Source organism: Paenibacillus sp. FSL W8-0187, assembly GCF_037969755.1.
Lineage (GTDB): Bacteria > Bacillota > Bacilli > Paenibacillales > Paenibacillaceae > Paenibacillus_AQ.
The window spans coordinates 853213-877192 of the sequence record NZ_CP150206.1 but is presented as its reverse complement, the minus strand read 5'-3'; the positions used below and the strand labels follow the sequence as shown (position 1 = coordinate 877192).

General features: G+C 50.5%; 21 protein-coding genes and 1 riboswitch. Of the genes, 6 read left to right on the top strand and 15 right to left on the bottom strand.

All coding sequences use genetic code 11. The features are described from left to right. The 5 genes from MKY48_RS03855 to MKY48_RS03835 form a co-directional block, all read right to left on the bottom strand. Complete coding sequence (locus MKY48_RS03855; protein WP_009590523.1) at nt 1-621, bottom strand: cytochrome (ubi)quinol oxidase subunit III; 621 nt, start codon at nt 619-621, stop codon at nt 1-3. Continuing rightward, entirely contained in the window at nt 618-2516 is a 1899-nt protein-coding gene (ctaD, locus tag MKY48_RS03850; RefSeq protein ID WP_215163282.1) for a cytochrome c oxidase subunit I, read from the bottom strand. The genes MKY48_RS03855 and ctaD overlap by 4 nt, the downstream gene beginning before the upstream one ends. A gap of 35 nt (nt 2517-2551) precedes the next feature. Further along, complete coding sequence (gene coxB, locus MKY48_RS03845; protein WP_215163281.1) at nt 2552-3601, bottom strand: cytochrome c oxidase subunit II; 1050 nt, start codon at nt 3599-3601, stop codon at nt 2552-2554. A 434-nt stretch (nt 3602-4035) separates the two neighbouring features. After that, nucleotides 4036-4785: a type I methionyl aminopeptidase gene (gene map / locus MKY48_RS03840; RefSeq protein ID WP_339292306.1), complete on the bottom strand. Its 750-nt coding sequence runs from the start codon at nt 4783-4785 to the stop codon at nt 4036-4038. 272 nt (nt 4786-5057) lie between these two features. Next, nucleotides 5058-5246 carry a hypothetical protein gene (locus MKY48_RS03835; protein ID WP_006208082.1) on the bottom strand — a complete coding sequence of 63 codons (189 nt, stop codon included), beginning with the start codon at nt 5244-5246 and terminating at the stop codon, nt 5058-5060. 387 nt (nt 5247-5633) lie between these two features. Between MKY48_RS03835 and MKY48_RS03830 the strand changes: the two genes are divergently transcribed. The 4 genes from MKY48_RS03830 to MKY48_RS03815 all read left to right on the top strand — a co-directional run bounded on the left by MKY48_RS03830 (nt 5634) and on the right by MKY48_RS03815 (nt 9583). After that, complete coding sequence (locus MKY48_RS03830; RefSeq protein ID WP_339293469.1) at nt 5634-6680, top strand: serine hydrolase; 1047 nt, start codon at nt 5634-5636, stop codon at nt 6678-6680. Nucleotides 6681-6840: 160 nt separating this feature from the next. After that, complete coding sequence (locus MKY48_RS03825; RefSeq protein WP_076326002.1) at nt 6841-7119, top strand: transposase; 279 nt, start codon at nt 6841-6843, stop codon at nt 7117-7119. A gap of 64 nt (nt 7120-7183) precedes the next feature. After that, complete coding sequence (locus MKY48_RS03820) at nt 7184-9145, top strand: electron transport protein (RefSeq protein WP_339292305.1); 1962 nt, start codon at nt 7184-7186, stop codon at nt 9143-9145. A 99-nt stretch (nt 9146-9244) separates the two neighbouring features. After that, entirely contained in the window at nt 9245-9583 is a 339-nt protein-coding gene (locus tag MKY48_RS03815; protein ID WP_076326004.1) for a hypothetical protein, read from the top strand. A gap of 129 nt (nt 9584-9712) precedes the next feature. On the opposite strand, the gene MKY48_RS03810 is transcribed toward MKY48_RS03815, so the two are convergent. The 6 genes from MKY48_RS03810 to MKY48_RS03785 form a co-directional block, all read right to left on the bottom strand. Continuing rightward, nucleotides 9713-11074 carry a nucleobase:cation symporter-2 family protein gene (locus MKY48_RS03810; RefSeq protein ID WP_339292304.1) on the bottom strand — a complete coding sequence of 454 codons (1362 nt, stop codon included), beginning with the start codon at nt 11072-11074 and terminating at the stop codon, nt 9713-9715. 40 nt (nt 11075-11114) lie between these two features. Beyond that, nucleotides 11115-11684, bottom strand: a complete 570-nt coding sequence (locus tag MKY48_RS03805) for a xanthine phosphoribosyltransferase (RefSeq protein WP_009593434.1) — start codon at nt 11682-11684, stop codon at nt 11115-11117. Nucleotides 11685-11830: 146 nt separating this feature from the next. After that, nucleotides 11831-11931, bottom strand: a riboswitch (purine riboswitch). A 381-nt stretch (nt 11932-12312) separates the two neighbouring features. Then, on the bottom strand, nt 12313-13410 hold the full coding sequence (locus MKY48_RS03800) for a metallophosphoesterase (protein WP_339292303.1): 1098 nt from the start codon (nt 13408-13410) through the stop codon (nt 12313-12315). 117 nt (nt 13411-13527) lie between these two features. Further along, nucleotides 13528-13833, bottom strand: coding sequence for a hypothetical protein (locus MKY48_RS03795; RefSeq protein WP_179090732.1), 306 nt, complete (start codon nt 13831-13833; stop codon nt 13528-13530). Between the two features lie 238 nt (nt 13834-14071). Beyond that, nucleotides 14072-14971 carry a helix-turn-helix domain-containing protein gene (locus tag MKY48_RS03790; protein WP_339270152.1) on the bottom strand — a complete coding sequence of 300 codons (900 nt, stop codon included), beginning with the start codon at nt 14969-14971 and terminating at the stop codon, nt 14072-14074. Between the two features lie 98 nt (nt 14972-15069). After that, on the bottom strand, nt 15070-15891 hold the full coding sequence (locus MKY48_RS03785; RefSeq protein WP_339270150.1) for a zinc ribbon domain-containing protein: 822 nt from the start codon (nt 15889-15891) through the stop codon (nt 15070-15072). A 379-nt stretch (nt 15892-16270) separates the two neighbouring features. Between MKY48_RS03785 and MKY48_RS03780 the strand changes: the two genes are divergently transcribed. Further along, nucleotides 16271-16639 (top strand): hypothetical protein, encoded by a 369-nt coding sequence (locus MKY48_RS03780; protein WP_076326011.1) that lies wholly within the window; start codon nt 16271-16273, stop codon nt 16637-16639. Between the two features lie 275 nt (nt 16640-16914). On the opposite strand, the gene MKY48_RS03775 is transcribed toward MKY48_RS03780, so the two are convergent. The 3 genes from MKY48_RS03775 to MKY48_RS03765 form a co-directional block, all read right to left on the bottom strand. Next, a complete protein-coding gene (locus MKY48_RS03775) occupies nt 16915-17793 on the bottom strand; it encodes a M15 family metallopeptidase (protein ID WP_339292302.1) in 879 nt (292 codons plus the stop codon). 188 nt (nt 17794-17981) lie between these two features. Beyond that, entirely contained in the window at nt 17982-18719 is a 738-nt protein-coding gene (locus MKY48_RS03770) for a hypothetical protein (RefSeq protein WP_339292301.1), read from the bottom strand. Between the two features lie 69 nt (nt 18720-18788). Beyond that, nucleotides 18789-21890: a DEAD/DEAH box helicase gene (locus tag MKY48_RS03765; protein WP_339292300.1), complete on the bottom strand. Its 3102-nt coding sequence runs from the start codon at nt 21888-21890 to the stop codon at nt 18789-18791. Nucleotides 21891-22203: 313 nt separating this feature from the next. Here MKY48_RS03765 and MKY48_RS03760 point away from each other — a divergent pair, with 313 nt between their 5' ends. Continuing rightward, nucleotides 22204-22416, top strand: a complete 213-nt coding sequence (locus MKY48_RS03760) for a PLDc N-terminal domain-containing protein (protein ID WP_339292299.1) — start codon at nt 22204-22206, stop codon at nt 22414-22416. A 257-nt stretch (nt 22417-22673) separates the two neighbouring features. Here the strand turns inward: MKY48_RS03760 and MKY48_RS03755 are convergent, their stop codons facing one another. Further along, on the bottom strand, nt 22674-23963 hold the full coding sequence (locus MKY48_RS03755; RefSeq protein WP_339292298.1) for an ABC transporter substrate-binding protein: 1290 nt from the start codon (nt 23961-23963) through the stop codon (nt 22674-22676). Nucleotides 23964-23980: the final 17 nt, after the last annotated feature.

Here is a 23980-nt window from a genome sequence, read left to right as displayed (position 1 = left end):
TTAGCCCACCTTTCCAAGAAGGTATACGACCGAGAAGATGAACACCCATACAACGTCGATAAAGTGCCAGTACATGGCAGAAACATATACCTTAGGTGCTGTAACCACGGTTAACCCTTTTCTGTACAGCTGAGCGATCAACAGGCTGATCCACACAACCCCGAAAGCAACGTGGGCACCGTGGAAGCCAACCAGCGTATAGAATGCAGACGAGAATGCACTCGTCTTCATGTTAAACGATTCATGCACAACATATTCATAGAACTCATAAATCTCAAGGCCAAGGAACCCAAGACCCAGAACAACGGTTACGATCAGCCACAACTTCAGCTTCTCGATATTGTGACGGTGAAGCGCCTGAATGGCGAACACACTGGTCAAGGAACTGACAAGCAATATCAGCGTTGCTGCTGCCGTAATTGGCAGAGAGAACAGCTCGGCTGCGGTTGGGCCTTCGTTGTTCTGGCCGCGAAGCGCCAGGAACGTTGCAAACAACGTACCGAAGAGCACGGCCTCTCCACCGAGGAAGAGCCAGAAACCAAGAACCTTATTACGGCCTTCGAGTGTTGCCTTCTCCGGCTCGTGAGGAAGTTCGCCGTTTACATGTTCAGCGTGACTCATGCTTTCCCCTCCCCTTCCAGTTCTTCAACTTCGATGTGATATCCATGATCATCGTACAGGGAACGAGCGATCATAGCCGCGAACGTAATCAGAAGACCAACAATCAGAACAATATATTTATTGAAGATTAAGCTCATGAACGAATTCGAGAAGTCCTCCGTGCTAAACATGAAACCAAGACCCGCGATAAACAGACCCAGTGACATTACAAACGGTAGAATACTTGGCGAAGGCATGTGAATCGGACCAACCGGTTCGGATGGTGTCATCTCTTTATTGCCTGCCATCTTCTCTTTCCAATAAGCGTCAATGCCGCGAACAAGCGGAATTTGCTTGAAGTTGTACTCTGGCGGTGGAGAAGGAATACTCCACTCGAGCGTACGGCCATCTTCCCATGGATCGTTCGGAGCACCAACCGGTTTTCTCGAAGTGGCAACAACGTTTGCCAGGAAAGCCAAAACGCCGATACCCATCAAGATTGCGCCGATGGTACTTATAAAGTTAAGTTCGTCAAAATTCTGGTTCGGCAAGTATGAGACAATCCGCCGCTGCATACCTAGCAGTCCAAGGAAATGCTGTACGAAGAATGTCAAATGGAAGCCGATTGCGAACAACCAGAACGTCCATTTGCCAAGCGTTTCGTTCAGTACGCGACCGAACATTTTTGGCCACCAGTAGTGGAGTCCGGCAAACAAACCGAATACCAGACCACCAACGATAACGTAGTGGAAGTGAGCTACAACGAAATACGTATCATGGTACTGGAAGTCTGCAGGAGCAGATGCCAGCATGACACCGGTAACCCCACCCATAACGAACGTCGGTACGAAACCGATCGCGAACAGGTTTGCACTGGTAAAGCGGATTTGACCGCCCCACATTGTAAACAGCCAGTTAAAGATTTTGATACCGGTAGGAACGGCGATCAGCATCGTTGCGATGGAGAAGAGCGCATTCGCTACAGGTCCAAGACCTGTCGTAAACATATGGTGAGCCCAAACCATGAAGCCCAAGAAGGCGATCAGGATGGTTGCAAATACCATGGAGCTGTATCCGAACAAACGTTTACGGGAGAATGTCGGAATTACTTCTGAGATAATACCGAATGCCGGCAAAATCAGAATGTAAACTTCAGGGTGACCGAAGATCCAGAAAATATGTTGCCACAACACGGGGCTACCGCCAGCCGCAACATCAAAGAAATTGGCACCGAGCAAACGGTCAAAGCTGAGCAATACGAGACCTACCGTAACTGCAGGGAATGCGAACAGGATCATGGCCGATGTAATGAAAGCCGTCCATGTAAACATTGGCATTCTCATGAATGACATTCCAGGTGCACGCATCGTTATGATGGTAGCCAGGAAGTTGATACCACCGATCAACGTACCCAGACCTGCAATCTGAAGACCTATCGTATAGAAGTCTACACCATGTGTAGATGAATAGTCCGTTGTGGATAGCGGCGTATAGGATGTCCAGCCCGCATCAGGGGCTCCGCCCATAATCCAGCTAAGGTTAAGCAAAATTCCACCGAACAAAAATGTCCAGAATCCGAGCGAGTTCAAAAATGGAAACGCGACGTCACGTGCACCGATCTGAAGCGGAATGACCGCATTCATCACGGCAAAGATAACTGGCATTACGCCAAGGAAGATCATCGTCGTTCCGTGCATGGTAATCAATTCGTTAAATACCTGAGCTGATACTAGATCGTTCATCGGCTTGATCAGCTGCAAGCGAATCAGAATCGCTTCAATACCGCCAATCCCGAAGAATAAGCCGCCCGCTATCAGGTATAATATACCGATTTTCTTGTGGTCAACGGTTGTAAGCCAATCCATTAACCCCGTGTAGCGTTTGACGCTATGGCTTTGAGCATGAGCGTGAGCCAAGGTTTGTACCCCCTTTTAAAGTTCTTGCTGCTGTATTAATTATCCAACTTATAATTGGCCAAGTAATCGGCGATCTGCTCGATTTCTTCATCACTGAAGCCGAGATCCTTCGGATTAGGCATCGTGTTGCCAGGTTTTACAGCCTGAGGCTCCATCAGCCATTCCACCAGGTTGTCTTTCGTCGGCTTTGTGCCTGGTTTGCCGCTTATGTCGTTCAGCAAGATACTCGCAATCGTCTCACGTGATCCAATGCCGGTCAGGTTAGGACCCATCGCTCCGCCTTGGTCGCCCACAGCGTGGCAAGAAAGGCAGTTGGTCTTGAATTTCTCGGCGAGTGCCGCATCCGCAGGAAGCACTGCAGGTTCTTTAAATGCCGCAACCCATTTGTCAAATGCCGCATCGTCAACCGCTTTCACCCGGAATTCCATGAAGCCGTGAGAAGGACCGCACAACTCTGCGCATTTACCAATGTATGTATCCGCTTTGTCAGCAACCAGAGTCATGTAGTTAACGCTGCCTTCTGTGTTTGTATCCATCTTACCGCCGAGCGATGGTACCCAGAAGGAGTGAAGCACATCATTCGTTTTTAATTGGAACGCAATTTTCTTGCCTACAGGAATAACCAGCTCTTGAGCGGTTCTTACGCCGTAGTCTGGATAATTGAACTCCCACCAGAACTGATGAGAAGTAACTTCCACCTTAACTGCTTCTGGATTGTTCCAGTCGTTCTCTCCGTAAGCAAATACCTTTTGAATAGTAGGAACTGCAAGCACGAGAACCAAGAGCAGCGGAATCGCCGTCCAAATAATCTCCAGCTTATGGTTACCTTCTACTTGCTCAGGAATTTCATCTTGTCCCTTTTTTCTACGGAATTTAACAAGCACGTATGCGGCAATTCCAAATACCACAACCATTACGACGGTCATAATCGAAATGGAGAGCTTAATTAAATCCAGTTGACCTTGTGCTACCGGACCTTGTGGTCTTAAGACCGACAAATCCTCTCGGCCGCAGCCGGATAACACCAAAGCAAACATGGCCATCAAAGGAAGAAGACGCTTTACAGCCTGCCACCGTTTCATCATTGATCTACCCCACTTTTCCGATTTTCGTAGACTACCATCCGGCGCAAACAGCGGTAATCTACCTGCACAATCACGGATGAAGTAATCCTGTCAATTAAAGCAATCACTTATTAAATATAAGTTCATGGGTTGCTTTTGTCAATCATTCACAGGGAGTTCACAAATTGTTCGAAAAGTCGTCAAAGTCGCGCCGTTACTGATTTTGCAATCGCTTTCAAGCAGTATCCCCCACCCGACGACCTATCATTCGACATCCTCTGCAACCCGTCAGCGACAGCCTTCATAGCTATATATACAGTCATTTCCGCCATTTTGAATCTGTTTGCAGCCACTCCACGTTCATCTGAGCCCCCATGATAAAGGAGGTGTTCTCCGCAAGCCTAGGCAACATCGCAAAGAATACCTTCTATTATTATGGTATATTTTTCGTGATCTTAATCCGTCAGAATAACAGCACCTTCACGAGTAACCGCAATGGTATGCTCATACTGTACGCCTACCGATCCATCCGCACTGGATATGGTCCAGCCGTCATCCCCCCAGAACACGGCACCCGAAGGTCCCAGGGTGAACACCGGCTCGATGGTAATCACCATTCCTTGTTTGAGTTTGAGTCCCCTTCCCGGAATTCCATAGTTCAGCACATCGGGCGGTTCGTGAATGGCCCGGCCGATGCCATGACCGACTAGCGATTTTACAATCCCGTAGCCTTCCCTTTCGGCAACCTGCTCGATCGCATAGCCCACGTCACCCAAGGTTGCCCCATGCCGTACCGCCTCGATCCCTTTAAACAACGCTTCATGCGTATGTTTCATCAGCTGCTTTACTTCTGGGGAAACCGTTTCTACCGCATAGGTCCAGCCGGAGTCCGCCAGCCATCCGTTCTTGTTCACCACCATATCTATGGTCACGACATCCCCCGCTTTCAGCTGCCTCTGGTCGGGAAAACCGTGACACACCACATCATTTACTGATGCACAAGTGGCGTATGGAAATCCTTTATAGCCCTTTTGCTCGGGAAAGGCTCCGTTCTTCTCCAGAAACTTCTCGACCCTGGCATCGATCTCGCTCGTTGTGATCCCCGGTTTAATAACTTTCGCTATTTCACGATGACACGCAGCCAATATACGTCCCGCCTCGCGGATATGTCCGATCTCTTCCTTCCGTCTCAGCTGTATCCTCACATCTGTCCACTCCCTTATATCCTAATCGGATCGATTGCTAACAATATATGTGGGGACAATTGCAAAATACCCCTAGAAAATGGACTTTTCGAGGAAGTAGGAGCCTGTTGACTAAAAACGGAGGCTGACAAACGCAAAAAAACCGCTTTCGGGACATTAGTCCCAAAAACGGTTTAACCATAGAATCTAAATGGTTCATGTCATTAGTCATTAACAAGGTGAAGATGCGATGCGTGTTGGTGATATTTCTATAGACCAGGTGCTATTACAGGTTACGAAACGGAGGAATTCAGCTTGCCAAGTTCATGCTCAACAACAAGAGTAAGCTCTTCTTCATAGCCTCCCATAATATGGTACTTCCGGACATACTCCTTTACAAATTTTTTCGGATCTTTAGGCCGGAAAATTCGTGTCATTTCCCGCAGACTTTCCTTAACCTCATTGTGACCTTTCGTTGCCATGATGGATCCCTCCCAAAACGTGTGGAATAAAATTACTCCGTTTAAAGAGAATGCCGAAAAGATCTACCTCATTAAGTTGAAGCCATATTGCAGTTCTTACGGTGATGATTAGGTTGATATTCAGCAACTTACCAATGCACCTGACACTATACATACCCTAACAGCATGCAACTGAATCATTAATATATTATATCATATTCTTCTGTTTGTTTCATCTTTCCCAAAAAATGTTTTTATGTCCTATGTTTTTTCATCAGGTCATTCTTTGTGCCCGGAATTGGTTAAGATACATTCAATCGAACCTCCCGCCAACTCTAGAAATCAGTGAATATCACAAATTGATACTCAGAATAACATATGTAAGATACAAGGAGGCTTTTAAATATGATGTCGAATACCCAGTCTTTTCTCCACTCCTCTGTTGACATAAGCTCGCCTATTCCTGTCGCGGAGCCTGAAGACGCAGGCCTTCAGCGCGATGTGCTCGATCAGGTCGATCAGATTATTCAGAAACAATACCCGAAAATGCGCAGCTTTCTTCTGCTCCATGCCGGCAAACTCATCTACGAACGCTATTACAACGGTCATGGCATTACTTCGCTGAATGATCTCAGGTCCGCTACCAAGAGTTTTACGTCGGTATTATGCGGCATCGCCCACTCACGCGGCGAATTACCTGACCTGAATTCCTCAGTAATTGACATCTTCCAGCGATATGTTCCCGAACGAGCCCATCCCCTATTGCAAAAGGTTTCCCTTCATCATCTGCTGACGATGACCTCAGGCTTTGCGTGGCAAACTGGTAAAAAGCTCGGGGAACCGCTCATTCACCGGTTCCACCGCAACCGAAAATGGACGAGCTTCGCGCTATCCCTCCCTGTCATTGAACAGGAAATGGGCCTCTTTCAATACCGGAGCATTGATTCCCATCTGCTCTCCGTTGCCATTAGCGAGGCTACAGGAATGGATGCTTACGCCTATGCCAGACAACATGTATTCGAGCCGCTCGGCATTCGTCATACCGCCTGGTCCCCAAGCCCCGAGGGCCACAGTATGGGTCACATTGGCCTCTATCTTACCTCACGCGACATGGCCAAATTCGGTCTTTGCTGCCTGAATGGGGGACGTTGGCAAGGTGCAACACTCATCCCGGAATCATGGCTTAAGCAAGCACTCGCTCCGCAGGTTGAGGGCTATCCCGCGTTTGGCGATTACGGATTCCAGTGGTGGACCGGAGTTCAGAACGGGACTCCCTTTGCACTCGCACACGGCCATGGAGGACAGCAAATCTACCTTTTCCCCCAATTGGGTACAGTCGCCGTATTTACGGCCGACAGCAAGGTCAGCCGCTGGAAGAACCCGCGGTTTCTGCTGGAGCGCTATATTCTCGATGCTCTAAAATCAATATCCGCAACGTCTTCGCCAAATAGCTGACAGATCGCCAGCGTCGGACTCTGTGCAAGAAGCACTCGATTCGTTGGCACGCCTATAACCTGACCTTTCATGCAAATTTCAGCGGATAGTACCTCCTCTTTCTGGTTACTTTATGCGATATGAATCATTTCTAAAATCAAGCCTGAGAGGAGCATGCGACATGTCCGGTAAAGACAAGGATCTCCACCCTATTTCACGAGAAGAGGTTGAAGTAGACGGAACCTACACGAATGAATGGGGACGGGAGGAATATTTGAAACGCGGCGAGGAATTTCCGTTCGATCCCCAGAAGGGTTCCACGGAGTGGCGGCTGGCGGAGTATGATTTTGAAAACCACCATCGAGGCATGACAGATGAGCGACTGGTTCCGAAGGAAAAAGGTCCTGATAAACAGGTGAATGCCGAATCTCCGCTGCGGCATGATGTGGAAGTAGATTAAAACCCTTGCATATCGGCAGTGAAGAGATGATTCATCAGACCTGCTTATAAAAGGGTGATATGACATGCGAAAATCGAAGCGTCTTCTGCTATGGCTGATCCCGATCGCCATCGTAGGAGCCATATGGCTTGCAGCTTCTATCGTGGAGCCGGAATACGCCTATATACCACCGGCACATAAGCTTGAGAATACCACGCAGCTCCAAGCCCAGCAAACGGGTTTCATTCGTCAGTATGATATCTGGGGCAAGACGCTTACGGTTCCCGGTACCGCCTTGAAGGATCAGGACCCCAGATTAACAGCCGCCCATGGCGCCGTTGAGGTGACGAAAGAGCTGCTTGCCTTAGGGCGCCGTACACTGTATGAGGAGTCCTTTGGCAATGAGGTGTTTTTAACGGATATCTTGGGGATCGTCGATGGTCCGATGAAGCTGAAAAACGTGGCAAAAGCTATCGTCGAGTTAAAGGGACGCGGAACAACCAATCTACGCGTTGAACTCGATCAGGATGTTACGATCGGCGACAAATCCTTCCGTAAGGGAGATAAGATTGATACCGGCTTTGACGTAGCCAAAGGCGCCTATTCCCCCATTGGCGTTACGGTTAAATATGCCGAAGGCAAAGCCCGCATCGGCGTTAGCTGCATGGCCTGCCATGCGACCGTAAACCGGGAAACGGGAATGGTTGTGGAAGGAGCGCCCAATTCCGATCTAAACCTCGGTTTAATGCTGGCACTGGCCCCGAATAGCGCGGCGTATTTTACCCATACTGACATTACGAGTCTGGTGGATTATGTTAAGAATGAGCAGCGTACGGTTGTAAACTCTAAAGGAAAAACCGAAGCGCTGCCCGATCCCACCCTACTAGAGAAAGCCGTTGACGAAAATCTGATCAAATGGATGCCCGGCACTTTCGATACAACCGTGGATCTGGTGAGCGACGTGACCCAAATTCCCGATATGTTTACGAAGGGCGATCATCCCTACAGTTGGAGCGGCTTCGCTACCATGGGTCCCTTCAAGGGACTTAGTACCTTCAGCAACAATGTTCACGCCCAGAATACGGACACCCTGAGTCAAACTGAGGTTAGCGAACCGTTATGGGGGATCGATAAAGAGATTTATGTGGGCACCATTCTGCAAAATGCAGCCCATCGTAAATTTCGCTATGATCCGAGCAGCGGGCTGAAGCCAACCGAATTCTTTAACCGGCTGGATCCCAATCCTGGAACCCCCGGCGTGAATGAGGTGATTAAGATTCCGAATTTCCCGAAGGTTTCAGCCATCGCACCGAACGGGCTGTACGTCAGTTCTCCGGGATTCAAGGCTGGGGAGCAGGTTAATGCCATGTCCGCCTATCAGAATACCATCCGTCCGCCTGAAACGGATCCCAAGGAAATCTCGGATGCCAAAACGATCAACCTCGGAGCGGAAGTCTTCAAAAAAGCACAATGCATCACTTGCCATGCTGGCGACTTCTTTACGAATAATCGCGTTATGCGCGCGACCGAAATTGGTACCGAGCCTGCTAGGGCCAAGGCTTTCCATCGTACGCAGAACGCTTTTGGCGAAGCAGAGTTCTATCCACCCAACACGCCTGTGCCGATCCCTCCGGATGCCAAGGTAACCAAAATCCCGCTGGATGATATCGCCCCCGAGCAGATCGAGTTGGGCTTCGGCCATAAACAGTTGGGCGGCGGTTATAAGGTCAAAGGGTTGATCGGTCTTCGCTGGTCCGCACCGTATTTGCACGACGGCGGCGTAGCAGTTGGGCCTGAGCTGACACAAACCGGCGTCTCGCAGACGCTTATGAAAGGGATTCACCCGGACCCATACAACAGCCTGAAAGCCCTGATTGACCGCAAGCTGAGACTGCAGGTCATCGAGGCGAACCGCAAGGATTCAAGGCTGAGAGACACCCATGTCACCGGTCAGGGGCATGAGTATTGGGTGGACGAAAGCAGCGGTTTCACGCAAGAGCAGCAGGATGCTCTCGTGAAGTATCTGCTGCAATTAAAAATGAAATAAGTTCGGGATTTAACCATCATACTTTGTCCCATCGGCTCATAAGGTAAGGTATAAAGCTTGCCCTACCCCAGTACCGGTCTAAGACAAGGAGTTGATGAGATGTCCCCTTTCAAATCGTCCACAGGACTTCCCGAGAATCTGGCGGCTACGCTGTGCTATCTATTTCCGATGGTCGGAGGAATTCTGTTTCTATCATTAGAAAAAAGAAGCCGCTACGTCATATTCCATGCTCTGCAGTCCTTGCTGGCCTTCGGCATCCTGGCCGTCGCTCACCTGCTGTCGAGCGCGGTGCCCATCATCGGCCTACTGGCCTCCGCCCTCCTGGCGCTGGTCGGCGTCTTGATGTGGCTGGTGCTTATGGCCAACGCCATTCAGGGAAAATGGTTCAAGCTGCCCTGGATCGGCAATATTGCAGAGAAACAAATGCAGCGCGTATAAAGATTTTGTACCTCACGTAAAAACGGCTACCTTCACTCTATGAAGGTAGCCGTTTTGTTGGGGTTCGAACTAACAGGACCGGACAAAAAAAGCAGCCGGAGTTCATCCGGCTGCTTTGAAAGACATTCGTTATGCGGCGTGTCCTTCTGCTGAATCACCTTGCTCTGTGGAAGTGGGCTTGGTATTTCTCAAACCATTGAAGATCAGGTTTAGCACAATCGCTGTCAAGCTGCCCGCCACAATGCCGTTATCGGCAAGAATACGCAGGTTGTCAGGCAGACTCGCGAACAGACCCGGTACGGTTGTCACACCAAGGCCCATGCCGACGGAACATGCAATAATAAACAGGTTCTCGTGTCGGTTAAGGTCTACTTGATCCCCTAACATCCGAATACCAGAAGATACAACCATGCCGAACAGGGCTACCATGGCTCCACCCAGAACGGATGTTGGTACAAGCTGTGTCATGGCGGCAATCTTCGGAACAAATCCGATCAAGACCAGCAAGCCGCCTGCCACAACGATCACGTCACGCGTCTTCACACGGCTCATCTGAATCAGACCCACGTTTTGAGAGTATGTGGTATAAGGGAACGAATTGAAAATACCGCCTACCACAATCGCAAGACCCTCCGCACGGTAACCACGGGACAAATCCTTGGAGGTAATGTCACGATCCACGATTTTGCCAAGCGCCATAAATACGCCTGTCGATTCGGCAACACTGACAATCGCTACCAGAATCATTGTCATGATCGGAACGATCTTAAACTCCGGCGTACCAAAAAAGAAAGGCTGCGGAGCACGGAACCAGCCGGCTTCGCGCAGCGGGGTTAAATCCACTCCACCGTAGAATGCCGCTACCAAGGTGCCTAGAATAAGACCTAGAAGTACCGATATCGAACGCAAGAAACCTTTGGCAAACCGATTCATGATAATGATGAAGGCAAGAACGCCGAAGCCAAGGGAAATGTTGAGCACACTGCCAAAATCCTCGCTGCCTTGACCGCCGCCAAGGTCATTCAAAGCTACGGGAATCAGCGTCAACCCGATAATTGTAACAACCGAGCCCGTCACGACAGGCGGGAATACCTTAATCAGCTTACCGAATAAACCGGAGAACAGAATGACAAATAAACCGGAAGCGATAATCGCTCCATAAATTGCCGACATCCCGTGCTTCTGCCCGATAATGATCATCGGACCTACAGCCTGGAATGCGCAGCCGAGCATGACCGGAAGACCGATACCGAAGTACTTGTTGCCGAATACCTGCAGCAAGGTTGCAACCCCGCAAGCAAGCAGGTCGATGGCGATGAGATACGTCAGCTGCTCCGTCGTTAAGCCGAGCTGCCCGCCAACGATAAGCGGTACGATGATAGCCCCTGCGTACATTGCCAATACATGCTGTAAACCCAGTGAAAAGGTTTTGCCCGGACTCCGATTTTTATCAAAAATCGGTTCTTGCACCGCTTGTTTCTGTTGTTCCATGGCTCCTTGATTCCCCCCAATTAAATTGTCAGCTTTCGGTCTATGCGAATGTCACTACGCCATCTTCAAGTGATGCAATCCGTACGAGCGATTCTACCCGGTAGCCCGCTTCGGCTAACAAGCGTCCTCCTGGTTGAAATGCCTTTTCAATGACGATCCCGATGCCTACCACCTCGGCGCCCGCCTGCTCTACGATTCGAGCAAGCCCGAATGCCGCCTCGCCGTTAGCAAGGAAGTCATCCACGATCAGCACTTTATCGCCGGGTTTGATGAATTTCTTCGCGACCGTAATTTCGTTCGTCTCCTGCTTGGTGAAGGAATACACCTTCTCCACGAATATATCCTCACGGAGGGTCAGCGACTTCTGCTTCCGTGCAAAGATGAGAGGCACTTCCATCTCAAGGGCGGTCATAATGCCGGGCGCGATGCCGGAGGATTCAATGGTCAATACACGAGTCACGTTCGCTTCCTTAAACAATCGCGTAAATTCCTTCCCCACCTCTTTCATCAATACCGGGTCCATCTGGTGGTTCAGGAATGAATCCACCTTAAGTACCTGTCCGCTTAATACAATGCCTTCCTCTTTCACTTTGTTCTGCAGTAATTGCATGATGCTCCCCCTTAAATTTGTTTACATTCCAAGCAAAAAAAGCCCACTTCCTCCTTTCACCGAATCGCCGGGAAAGAAACAAGTGGGCATAAGCAACAAAAACGCACCGTGAGCCACCTGAGGTCAAATGGAATTGACCTGGCTTGTCCGCTGCTGCTATAACCCGTAGTCCAATCATTTCCGGTGATCGGGTAGAGACATGCAGGCCAATTCCTGCACCTATACGAGAAAATGTATAATATCCAAATTCCTTAGAATGCTTACGTGTAAATGGTATATTTCCGAATGAATGAAGTATAACGCATTCCCTATGAAAAAATAAAGTGAAAATTTACGGAAATAATAAACTGCCGGTCAATTAAAGGAAAAAAAGCTGCCCCATAAGTTTCATGGGACAGCCTGCAGAGGCACTAAATCCGCTAAAAAACCTCCATAATCGATTCCATAGGATCACCGATGGGCACCGACACATCGCCGTTTAGATCAACCAGCTGGATACGGAGCGTATAAGTTCCACCATGAGCTTGCTGCTAGGGGAATAAGATATCATTCCCATTCCCTTCCATTTCCATGTCACCAGCGGTTAAACCTGCGTTCACTCGGTATACCCCTCAACCCTCAATATCATCTATTGAAATGTAACATGGATTTGAACAATCTCGGAGCGGGAACCCAGACGAATCGGCGGTCCCCAGAAGCCGTAGCCCGAGGACACGATGGAATGCATCTGGCCTTTTTGCAGATATCCCCAATCATTCTCGAACATGGCCTCCGTAATCAGATGTGTCGGGAATACCTGCCCACGGTGCGTATGCCCAGAAACGATAAGGTCTACGCCCTGCTGCTGTGCTTCCTCCAGCGCATTCGGCTGATGATCAAGCAGAAGGATCGGCTGGGATAGATCGGTCCCATCCATGATCGTGGACAATTCGGCCCGCTCCTGATCCTGTTTATCCCGTCTGCCAACCAGCGTCAGGCCCTCCACCGTCAATTTCTCATCATACAGCACGGTCATGCCGCTATGCTCAAGTGCTGCGATCAGTTCCGGAATTTCCCCTTCGAATCGGTCATGATTGCCCAGTGAGGCATACACACCATACGTTGCCTGGATACCGGTCAGAATCTGATCGATTCCCTGGCGTAAATAAGCATCCAGGTCGTCATCGATGATATCGCCTGGAAACAATACCAGATCCGGCTTTAAGTCATTGATCTCCTTCACCATGCGCGCAGCATGGGCTTTACCTGACAAGACGCCGAAGTGCATGTCGGATGCCATAACGATATTCAGCTGCTCAAGTGTGCCGGCGTTCTTATCTACGTGAATATCATAAGCTCGAACCGTTGGACTATACGCATTAAATGAGCCGAAACCGATCACAATCACCATGAGCACCAACACGATAGAACCCGCCGCCTTCTCCAGGCCATCTCTTCGCAATGCCGTCAATCTCAGCAGCCACAACATGATATGCATCAACGGGAGAAGGATGATCAGGACATAGAAAATAGCCATCCAATACGATCCTATCACACTCAGCAAGGTGAGGTTACCAAAGAACCGTCCTGAAATAAACGATGTCGATGCCACCGTCAGTACGACTATGTATGTCCATTTGAGCACAAGGGATGGACCCGGTTTCATCCAGCTCCATACGCTTCGACCAATATAATAAACCAGCAAGCCGTAAATCAATATTGCAACGATTCCTGCAAAAATAAACATCTCCATCCCCTTCCGTACATCCATTATAACAAGCGGATTTTGCGAATCCCAGCGGACGTTACGAAAGGCAGATGGGGTTATTCATTTCTTCGCAAGTATGATGTCTCCAGCAAGCCGTTACAAGCCGGTGCGCTGTTTAGGCAGCAGCTCGTTTAGCAGTGATTTCAGATTGCGGTCTTCCGTATATTTTTCTTGACCCATATCGAGTTCATTCACACGTATATAAGTATAACTTTCCGTGGGATTCTCCGGTTTAAAAAGAAGTTCATCATGCGGGTCAGGTACCACCTTATACTCCATTTCATGAAACATATCGAGCAGCTGCTGACCTGTAGGATTCTCTCCTTTATCCACAAAAATCAATCCCCGAAGCTTCTTAGGTTCTTCCTTATGTCCCACTGTAAAATGAACGATGCATTCCATGCTCATTCATCCCCCTTCTCTTGGTTGTCATGATTGCGATTAAAAACCGTCTCATTCATGCTCTCCTACCAGCTACATACCTTCATTCCCACGTGTTGCTGGATCTTAAGCAAATAAACGCCAAGATAAATCCCGGCGTTCCTTATCTATATGTTTATTACATTGTACGATGAACCATAATGTCTAACTGTGACAAAAGTCACTTCTAGAAAAGCTTCCCATGAGCTGAGCCGAAACCCTAGGCCGTATTTCGACTGCTATCCCCGTCCATTGAGTTAGAATCAGCTTCATACTCCACTAGTTTGGATTTCGGTTCTGGAGCCTGGTCTTCCTGAGCTTCGGCATCGGCTTCCGCATTAAGATACAGGCTCTGGATCAGACCAAAGTGCTCTCCATAACGCGCCTCCAGCTGCTCACCCATGTCCTGTTCCAGCTGGAACAATACCATCTCCTGAGTAAAATGATGCAGCAGGAGCTCCGCTAGTACCGGATGCTCCGTGATGACCGCTCCTGTATCATATTCCCCGCCGCGCATCCCTAATATGCACCACTGCCGGTCCACAACAAAGGAAAATTTCCGGCCGCCTCCTCTGCGCTCCGCAAGGCCGTTCCAGCCAGACCATGCCAGCGTTCTTGAGAGTCCCTGGTCCGGGCCGTCACAAGCCCACAGCACCTTGACTCCCCTAGCCTCCGCTTCCGCCAGCGGTTCACGCAGAAGCGATGCCTCTTCACGCCAGACGTCAACCACGATCTCTTGTTTCGCTCGCTTCAATTCCCGGACGAGCACATCAAGCACCGCCTGATCTCCTTCCATACTAAGGAAGGGAGCAGCGGTACCGCTTCCTCGCGGCAAGCTCTTCTCAACAAAAGCGAGTGATGCCTCCACACGGCCGGATATCATTCGCGTCAGTTCCTCCGGTTTCAACGAACGGTAACGGACGGGTTCCCCGTCCATTCGCTCAAGTGCCCCTTGCCGCTCCAAACGCTGCATGGCTGCATAGACATTAGAGCGCGAAGCTCCAAGTCGTTTAGCTACCTCATAACCACCCGCCGGCCCATACTCGGCAAGGTCCACCATAATTTTCGATTCAATCTCCGTAAATCCCAAATTCCGCAAATGATGCAGCAATTGTTCCATAATATTAGTCCTCCCAAGATGCTCGAACGCTTGCTCTATCATTCATACTGTCATATTAACACTCGCGTTAAGGGCATGATCGTCCGAATCCCTATATCTTAAATCTGTTCAGCTCCGCAGCGCGGACACCATTTTGAGCCTTTTGGCAGGTCGACACTGCAAATCTGGCACTTCACCATATCGCGCACCGCCTCATCATCACCAACATAGTCCTGACTTTGGTTATTCTCCTGCCAGAAACGAATGCGGCGGTCCAGTTCCAGCTGCCTCTCCCGCTCCCGCTCGAGTTCTTCCCAGTGACGACGCTCCTTCTCCTGCTCCTCCTGCTCGATACGCAGCTGTTCCGGATCAACCTCCGGTTCAGACAGCTCCATTTCCTCGTGCTGCCGCTCCGGCTCCGGTTCATACATATCCGGCTCGTATGGATCCGGATTCGAACGGAAATCATAGGTATGCAATTCGTCCTGCTCCTGTTGTTCTTCAGCCGCTGCATATTCATGTTTATCAAACATGATCTTACGCTCAGGCTCCCTTGGTTCTTCCGCTGTTGACTTCTCAGGGTGAATTAAATTATCAAGCTTATTCCCACAGTATGGACAGAAATTTGCATCCAGCGCGACCACCCGCCCGCATTCACAGACCCGCTCATTCTTGAGGACCGCAATGCGGTTCCGAATTGCTTCGATTTGCTCCTGCAATCCATCGCAGGTTTGCGCAAGCTCGACCATTTCTTTTTCAGCCATCGCCATGTCCTGCTGACGGTAGCCCTCATAGAACACTTTACCCATCTGCAAGTAATATGTGTTCTTCTGCTGTTCGATTTCGGAAATTTGGCTGTTGAGCTTATTCACTTCCACCACGTGCTGAGCCTTTTCCGTTGCGCGGTTGGCTCCATCCTTGAGCTTTTGTAAAATATTCATTTATGAATCCTCCTCTTTCTCATATCCCGATTCACCAGCGAGCCGCCGGCGCATTGTCATATCTCTTCATTAAGGTTATTAACGATTTTTAGCTAGCCATAAACCGGCTATCCCATGTTTTTTTACCGTTTCGCATACTACTCATTGTGATGATATGCTCCTCATCGTCCAGTATACTGCCACCATGGTGATTCTATCATACCAAATTCCTTGCCCCATGTGAAAAAGGAAGCACCTTCCAACCCCGCTGCTGATTCATCCGTGTCCCGAACGTGTATATGATTAGAAAACTGGTCAGTACCATGCCATTATACTGTCGGCTTGCAGCCTCGTCCTATTCCGAGCAGCCCTTAGCTGCCGAAGTCTGGAGGGATTTAATATGAGAAACGATAAAAAGACGTATTATGTTTCAGTCAATCACAATCTGATCCAGGATGTACCGAACGATACGAATGAATATGTCGTATATATGGATGATGAAGAGGTCTCCAAGCTGAGGGGGCTGCTGTATGAAGTCAGCAGCAGCGATCGGTATGCGTTTAAACGTACTTTCGTCCCTTACAAGTCGGCGGATCATGACGATGCTGCCGAGCAATATGATGAACGAACGATGAACCTCTACCACTTTCTCCATGAACATGGTGATGAACGCACGCGCAAAACCATTGAGGACATGAATATCCTCGGCAAGCTGACCGACACCGGCTACGATGATCCCGGTTATGAGGACTCGCCATTAAATAAGTAAAGACTATCAGTCCGTACGTATATCGACAAACTTTCTCAGATGACAGACCGTATTTAGCGGAAGTTTTTCTTGCGAGATCAGGATGGTAAGCCTCTGAAGTTGATGCTTTCTTATCTCTTAAAATACGAATGAATCCCGGAGCCAAGCGGCCCCGGGATTCATTCGTATAACAAGAACATCGCCCGGCCTTGCGCAGGTCCTGTTCTACTTTATAGATTCGCAAGCCGGTGTACAAGGATAAAAAGTCCCGTTTATCCTACGACTATTAGCACAGCTTACAGTTTAATGTTCGCCTCATCGAGGTATTCTTCCAGCGTCATGCCGCTGTCGGCAATATCCGGCGCCAGATCCTTGCCTACATAACGGATATGCCATGGCTCGTATACATAACCGGTAATATTCTCGGCTCCTTCCGGATAACGAATGATGAAGCCGAATTCCGACGCGTGTTGCGCCAGCCACTGCCCTTCCGCCGTATGACCGAACGTTTCCTCCAGCGCATTACCTGCGCTTGGACTGGACACGTCAATCGTAAGGCCTGTCTGATGCTCACTCGTACCCGGCACCGCGCTTACACGATTAGCCTCGACTTCCCCTTTGGTACGAACATTATTCTCATATATACTTTTCTGACGGGCATAGGAACGGTATCCCGATACGGCGCGCAGTTCGATGCCATCCGCTTTGGCCGCATCGAACAATTCCTCGAGCGCGTCAGCCGCTTCTTTTCTCAGATGCCGTTTTTCATGCGGCTCATCAAAAGAAAATGGGACATTCGGCTCCACGAGATCACTTGGTTCATAACCATCAGGCAAGCTGCGCTGCTTATTTACAACCACCGTCATAGCCTCCGCGTTGGTTACGACCTGCTTGCCGCCGCTCTCCTGGATCGTGGCTTGAAGTGCATTCTCGCTGCGCTTCGCCATAACCGGATCCGCTGGCTGATTCTCAGCCCCTGCCTGTCCATTACCCGCGCCACCCTCAGGAATTGTGTTTCCTTCCTGGCCCTCGGCCGGCGACTGCAATTCCTGACCCTGTTCCTTACCGGAACCGGTATCATTCGATTGACATCCTGCCAGAATGGCTCCTGCTAACATCAAGGATGACAGCATTACGCTTGTAAATCGTGTTCGTTTTCCCGAAAATGCATTCATCTATTACTTCTTCCTTTCCCACGGTTTGTCCTGACCCCATTGTACCTTATTCAGAATGAACAGAACAAACGAGCGGCTGTCGAATCCTGCCGGATAATCTCCGTTTACGTCAAATATCCGGCCGTTTCCCTCGATTTATGGCGCCGCTTCTATCAAATCCATTACAATTCTGTGATGGATTTCCAACCTTACGGCGACTTCAAATTGCGACGCTTCTGCTCGGCTTGCTTGGCCGCTCCGCGGGCAATCACGCTGAGCGCTTTGGAAGCGCCGCGAACGCCAGGCAGTAAGCTTGTCCAGTCGCCGACTGGACCTAGCTGATCTGCCGGAGGCGGCGGTGATAGCTGCACCGCCAGCTCGCTAAGCTGCGGGCCGGGCCGGTGCAGTCGGCCCTCGGCCGCCGCTTCGGCCACCCATTCGCCCGGAGAAGGACCGGACGGTCCCTTCTCCTTCGCCCGGGTGGCCTGCTCTGCGGCAGAGCCGCCTGCTGGCGGCGGGGCTGCTTTGGCCCAGGCGTCGAAGACGCCGGCCAGCAGCGCTTCCCGCGGCAGCCCCAGCAGCGTCAGCTGCTGGAGCGGCTCTGCCGCAAGCCGCAGGGCCGCGGCAGCCAGCAAGGCTGCGGCATGCCCGCAGGCCCTTTGGCCGCAGGTGCAGCGGGCATCGGCGGCCGGCTCTTCGCCCTGCAGGGGCGATGGCGCCAGCTCGGCCAGCCAAAGGGCGTCCTGCCCTGCAAGCAGGCGGTACAGCGCCTGCGGGTCTTCCTCCAGATAAGCCAGCACCGCCTCACGGGCAGCGGGGTTCAGCGTCTTCACCTGAACGCTGACCTCATACGTCCCCGATGATTCATCGGCTCCATCCACTTTCCCCTTTAACCATCCAGGTTCGATCTCCAGCCTGATTCGTTCGGCCGATTCCGCAGATTCCATAGCCCACACCTCCCTGGCATCCATTTTTGTATGTCTTATCAGCTGCTCCATGCGCCGTACGCAATCCGGTTACATCCAGTCTTGCTCCTGCAGCTCAATCAGCTGGCGGAGCTCACCGTCCGACATTTCTGTCAGCCATGTTTCGCCTGACCCGACAACCTGCTCGGATAGCGCCTTCTTCTGTTCGATCAGCTCGTCAATCCGCTCCTCCAGCGTTCCCTGAGAAATCAGCTTGTGCACCTGAACGTTACGGTGCTGCCCGATCCGGAATACACGGTCCGTCGCCTGATTCTCGACCGCCGGGTTCCACCACCGGTCATAGTGAAGCACATGGTTCGCGCGGGTCAAATTCAGGCCTACGCCCCCGGCTTTTAACGAGAGAACAAAGAACTCGGGCCCCTCGCCTGCCTGGAATGCCCGTACCATCTCATCCCGTTCCCGCTTGGGCACCCCTCCGTGAAGGAAATACGGCTCCTTCCCGTATTTACGTCCAAGCATGCTTACCAGCAGTTCACCCATGCCCACATACTGGGTAAAGATCAACGCCGATTCTCCGACATCTGCGATGTTGTCGAGAATTTCAAGCATACGCTCCATTTTGCCCGAGGACTCCGCACGCACCGCGCGTCCTTCGTCATGTCGAAGCAGCTGCGGATGATCGCATATTTGCTTCAGCTTGGTGAGGGACGAAAGCACGAGTCCCTTGCGGGCTATGCCCGATCGGCTCTCGATCTGCCCCATCATCTCATCGACAACCGCTTGGTACATCGCGCCTTGAACCTCGGTCAGCGGGCAATATGATTTCAATTCCAGCTTCTCCGGCAGATCCTTGCGGATATCCGGATCGCTCTTGAGTCTGCGCAGCATGAATGGAGATACCAGCTTATGAAGCTCACGGAATCTCTCCTGCTGCCCCTCTCCTGGCGCATAGCGCTGACGGAAGGTGTTAAAGGAGCCGAGATATCCCGGATTGAGAAAATGAAAGATCGACCACAGCTCCGCCAAACGGTTCTCCACCGGTGTTCCGGTCATGGCAATACGGTGAGGCGCGGATAATTTCATGACGCTCTGCGCTTGCTTCGTACGGTAATTCTTAATATATTGTGCTTCGTCGAGCACCACACTCGACCACTGGATAGCGGATAAATCACCGCCGTCTCTTCCCGCCAAGTGATAGGTGGTCAGCACGATATCATGATTGGCCGCTTCCTGCAAAAAGTCTTCGCCACGCAGGCGTCGAACGCCATGGTGCACATGCAAGGTCAGATCCGGTGCAAATCGCTGAATTTCCCGCTGCCAGTTACCCAGAAGCGAGGTCGGGCAAATAATCAGCACCGGACCGCCAGCGGATTCCGTATTGAGACGCTCCAGCAGACAGGTGATGACCTGTACCGTTTTTCCAAGTCCCATATCGTCGGCAAGGCAAACACCAAATCCCAAATCGCGCATCACGCTTAGCCACTGATATCCCCGTTCCTGATACGGTCTCAGTTCGCCGTGAAGCGAGGAAGGAATCGGGCGGGATGGCAGCTTGCGGGACGTCTCTCCATCCAGTAAAGAAGATAGCAAACCCGTTGTCTCCACTTCTTCGATAAAGAGACCCTTCCACAGGCGTTCTCCATCCATATCAGCGCTAAGGTGCATCCATTCCGCAAGCTCCATCTCGCCCTTCTCATGGCGCTTCATGAACCGCAGCACTTGGTTGATCTCCTTCAGATCCACCTCAACCCATTCCCCGCGGAACTGGACATAGGGCAGATTCTGTTCGGCCAGAAACTTTAACTCTTCGCGCGTCAGGGATTGGCCTCCCATCGCTGCAGATATCTGAAAGCTGACTAGATGCTCCATGCCTAACACCGGCAGTCGATGCGCTTCACCGGATGATTTTGCATCCGGCATCATTTTGAGAGATAAGCCGACGCGGCGGCGCCCTTCCCTGCTCCATCGTGAAGGCATTTGGACCGTGACTCCGCTCGCCGTTAATTTCGGAACCGATTCCTTCATAAACGTGGACAAGCGGTCAAGCGATAGCGACACGCTCTCGGGAGCACGCCCGTACAAGCCTGCGGCCAGCTCCGGTGCCAGTTCTACTGCTTCTCCCAGCTTCATTAACAGCTGCAGCTGAATCCTAGAATACATCCGCCCACGGATCAGCTGATCCGATTCCGGATTTCCCCAAATGCTGCGGACTGGCATTGATAAGCCTTCGTCCTCCTGGCTTCGTACCCAGAAGGACACCTTCCAGTCCTTCTGGGTCTCGTCCAAAGGCGGCTCAAGCCGCAGTCCTAGTCCAACGGTTCCGTTCTCGGGAGGCTGATCCTCCCCGCTGGCATAAGGAAACGTTGTCCCTCCAACACGTTCAACAGCTTCCTCCAGCTCGCTAACTTCCTCAGCCGTCCCTTGAATGGGAATATCCCGACTGACGGTCAACAGGCTGTTCCACCACAGCTCGGCCAGGGGAGATTGTCCCCGCCGGTAATTCGCCAGATAGGTCCGAAGCTTATCCTCCGATTCACGGACAGCTGCCCGGGCCTGGCTGTCGATCACGCCGCACAGAAAAGAATACAGCACAATAGCCCCTGCTTCCTCACGGGTTGAAGGATCGAATCCGGCAAGAGCTGCGGGCGTCCCAATCGCAATGGGCGGGATATTCGCTGCCAGCTGCAAAAAGCGTGCTGTATCCTCGGCAGACAGCTGCGGCTTCCATACCGCTTTTATATTTTGCATCGTTGTCCGGCGCCTGCCCACGGAAGGCACCTCGGCTGTCCCCGGTGCAAACTTCCCTTGCAGGAGCAGCTCCAATGCAAATCTGCTCACTTGTACCCAATATTCCATTTCTTCACCGACGTTTAGTCCCTGAGTCTGATAATACTCAGAATCCAGCGAGATCAGCAATTGAAATGCGTCTCCCGGTGTCAGAGCAAGCCCTTCCATCGTCCGTCCGCCAAGTGTCTTCCGTTCCGGACGCCGTGTGCTTTTCGATCCGAGGACTTTGGCCGGATATCTGAGCTCGGCAAGCCGGAGGGAAGCGTTAGCGAAGGGACGGGTTCCATCCGGTTTGCGAAAGGTACGGACCACGCGGCTCCAAGCATCCACTCTCGGTTCCGAAACCTCACCGGAAAAACAAAAGAATACGTCACCTAGCCATACGCCATAGAGCGGTTGATTCATCGTTGTCTCCCGTCTTTTCCTGCTTTATAGATATTATTACTATCTTATACGATAGCTTCAACATTTCAAAACGATGGCGAAATCGTTCCCACGCCAAAATAACGTCAACCTTTATCATACCATGTATTTACTATTTCGTTGTGATCTATGTATTGCAGAATTCTCCTATATAGGTTAATAAAATATCCCTATTCTTATGCAATCTCCGGTTACCCCCGGCAGGAAAATTCCAAATCTTTTTGTTTTTTTGCGACCCTTCTGCTGATCGACCGTATGTAAATCATACATTTAGAGTTCGGGAGGGTATTTTATTATGAGTTTTGTTGGCTTTGGTATCTTAGGAATTGTGACGTTATTACTGGGATTCTTCTTGTTCTTTCTTCACATTGCCGTCTGCGTATGGGGTTATAATGACGCCAGGCGAAAAGGCCGCAGCCCCGAATTTGCGATTCTGGTTGTGCTGGGCTTGTTGTTCTTCCCTATTGTCGGTCTCATTATTTATTTACTGATCCGAAATAATTATTAGTAATAACCATGCTCCGCTTCTTCTTCCCCTTGGGACGGGGCATACTTATCAACTATAAAGACGTTGCCCCAAAGCTAAGGTATGTGACAAACAAAAAGGTCGAAGACCAGCGCTCTAAATGAGTCTGTCTTCGACCTTTTATGATGCATGAATGACGTCGGGACTGTTTTCAAAAAGACGATATATCTTTGAGACAGCCCCTATTCACGTCAATGGATCATTTCGATGGTATAGCATGGTAGACGTCACCTTCGTGATTACTTCGCCTTCAAGCTTTCCCATGATTTCTGAATGCCTTCGAACAATTGGTTCTTGTCCACATTGCCAGCAACATAACCCTGCATCTGGCTGCCGAATTCATTCATACCGCCATCAGGGAATTTGTTGAACTCCCAGCTGAGCGCTTTGTTTTCTTTACTGTATTTCACGACATCGTTACCCAGATCGCCAAGCGTCTCGCTATTCGCCTCGATGCTGGTCAGTGCCGGGATGAACTTGAACTCTTCTGTAATATAACGTTTACCGGTCTCCGAAGTAACGAGCCAGTTCAGGAATTCCTTGGCTTCATCCTTCACCTTGGATTTGTTGTTCACGACCCAGTTGTTTGGCACACCGATCGGAAGCTTGTCATTCTCTTCGGCATTGTCATTGATCGGCATTGGCAGAAGGCCAATGTTCAGATCCGGATTAATGCCGTCGATTTGCACTTGCGTCCAGTTCCCGTTCTGGGTCATGGCTGCTTCACCGCTGGCAAAGGTCGTGATTTCCGTGTTGTAATCTGTCGTCAGCGGGTTCTTCTGACCGTACTGAACAGTAAGGTCGAACAGTCTCATCCATTCGTCGAATTTCGCGTTGCCTACCAGTTTCTCCGTACCTTCATTCATTCCTTTGACGAATGAACCCGGATCTTCTTGATGGGCGAATGGAATGTTCAACAAGTGGTTGGCCAAAATCCAGGTCTCTTGGTATCCATTAACGAATGGCGTAATGCCAGCCGCTTGCAGTTTTTTGGCCGCTTCCTCAAGCTCCGTAAGCGTCTTAGGAAGCTCGGTAATACCCGCTTTCTCAAACAAGTCTTTATTATAAATGAATCCATAACCCTCGATAGTCATCGGTTGTCCGTAAAGTTTACCGTCTTTGGTCATAGGCTCTTTGGCAACGTCAACCACGTCCTTGACCCATGGCTGATCCGAGAGATCCTCGACATTCTCGAACCACGTTTCGAGATCGCGATATCCGCCAACGTTGAAAATGTCCGGCTCATCGCCGGAAGCGAACTTCGCTTTCAGCGCCGCGCCATAATCGGAGCCGCCGCCAACGGTTTGAATGTCCAGCTTAATGCCGGGATGTTCTTTTTCGTATTCAGCTTTCAGTTTATTCAGAGCCTCGGCGATTTCGACTTTAAATTGGAAAATCTTAATTGTTTTCGTTCCGCCTTCGGCGCCACCATCAGCGCCTTGATTGTCCTCACTCTTGCCGCCGCAGGCCGCAAGAAGCGTGGAGAAAGCCAGAACCATGACCAGGAGCAGCTTACCGTATTTCTTCATTGTGAATCCTCCCTTTT

Coding starts and splice junctions, on each gene's coding strand:
- MKY48_RS03855 (WP_009590523.1), bottom strand. CDS start 621: ATGAGTCACGCTGAACATGTAAACGGCGAACTTCCTCACGAGCCGGAG.
- coxB (WP_215163281.1), bottom strand. CDS start 3,601: ATGATGAAACGGTGGCAGGCTGTAAAGCGTCTTCTTCCTTTGATGGCC.
- MKY48_RS03835 (WP_006208082.1), bottom strand. CDS start 5,246: ATGGCAACGAAAGGTCACAATGAGGTTAAGGAAAGTCTGCGGGAAATG.
- MKY48_RS03830 (WP_339293469.1), top strand. CDS start 5,634: ATGTCGAATACCCAGTCTTTTCTCCACTCCTCTGTTGACATAAGCTCG.
- MKY48_RS03825 (WP_076326002.1), top strand. CDS start 6,841: ATGTCCGGTAAAGACAAGGATCTCCACCCTATTTCACGAGAAGAGGTT.
- MKY48_RS03820 (WP_339292305.1), top strand. CDS start 7,184: ATGCGAAAATCGAAGCGTCTTCTGCTATGGCTGATCCCGATCGCCATC.
- MKY48_RS03815 (WP_076326004.1), top strand. CDS start 9,245: ATGTCCCCTTTCAAATCGTCCACAGGACTTCCCGAGAATCTGGCGGCT.
- MKY48_RS03810 (WP_339292304.1), bottom strand. CDS start 11,074: ATGGAACAACAGAAACAAGCGGTGCAAGAACCGATTTTTGATAAAAAT.
- MKY48_RS03805 (WP_009593434.1), bottom strand. CDS start 11,684: ATGCAATTACTGCAGAACAAAGTGAAAGAGGAAGGCATTGTATTAAGC.
- MKY48_RS03800 (WP_339292303.1), bottom strand. CDS start 13,410: ATGTTTATTTTTGCAGGAATCGTTGCAATATTGATTTACGGCTTGCTG.
- MKY48_RS03795 (WP_179090732.1), bottom strand. CDS start 13,833: ATGGAATGCATCGTTCATTTTACAGTGGGACATAAGGAAGAACCTAAG.
- MKY48_RS03790 (WP_339270152.1), bottom strand. CDS start 14,971: ATGGAACAATTGCTGCATCATTTGCGGAATTTGGGATTTACGGAGATT.
- MKY48_RS03785 (WP_339270150.1), bottom strand. CDS start 15,891: ATGAATATTTTACAAAAGCTCAAGGATGGAGCCAACCGCGCAACGGAA.
- MKY48_RS03780 (WP_076326011.1), top strand. CDS start 16,271: ATGAGAAACGATAAAAAGACGTATTATGTTTCAGTCAATCACAATCTG.
- MKY48_RS03775 (WP_339292302.1), bottom strand. CDS start 17,793: ATGAATGCATTTTCGGGAAAACGAACACGATTTACAAGCGTAATGCTG.
- MKY48_RS03770 (WP_339292301.1), bottom strand. CDS start 18,719: ATGGAATCTGCGGAATCGGCCGAACGAATCAGGCTGGAGATCGAACCT.
- MKY48_RS03765 (WP_339292300.1), bottom strand. CDS start 21,890: ATGAATCAACCGCTCTATGGCGTATGGCTAGGTGACGTATTCTTTTGT.
- MKY48_RS03760 (WP_339292299.1), top strand. CDS start 22,204: ATGAGTTTTGTTGGCTTTGGTATCTTAGGAATTGTGACGTTATTACTG.
- MKY48_RS03755 (WP_339292298.1), bottom strand. CDS start 23,963: ATGAAGAAATACGGTAAGCTGCTCCTGGTCATGGTTCTGGCTTTCTCC.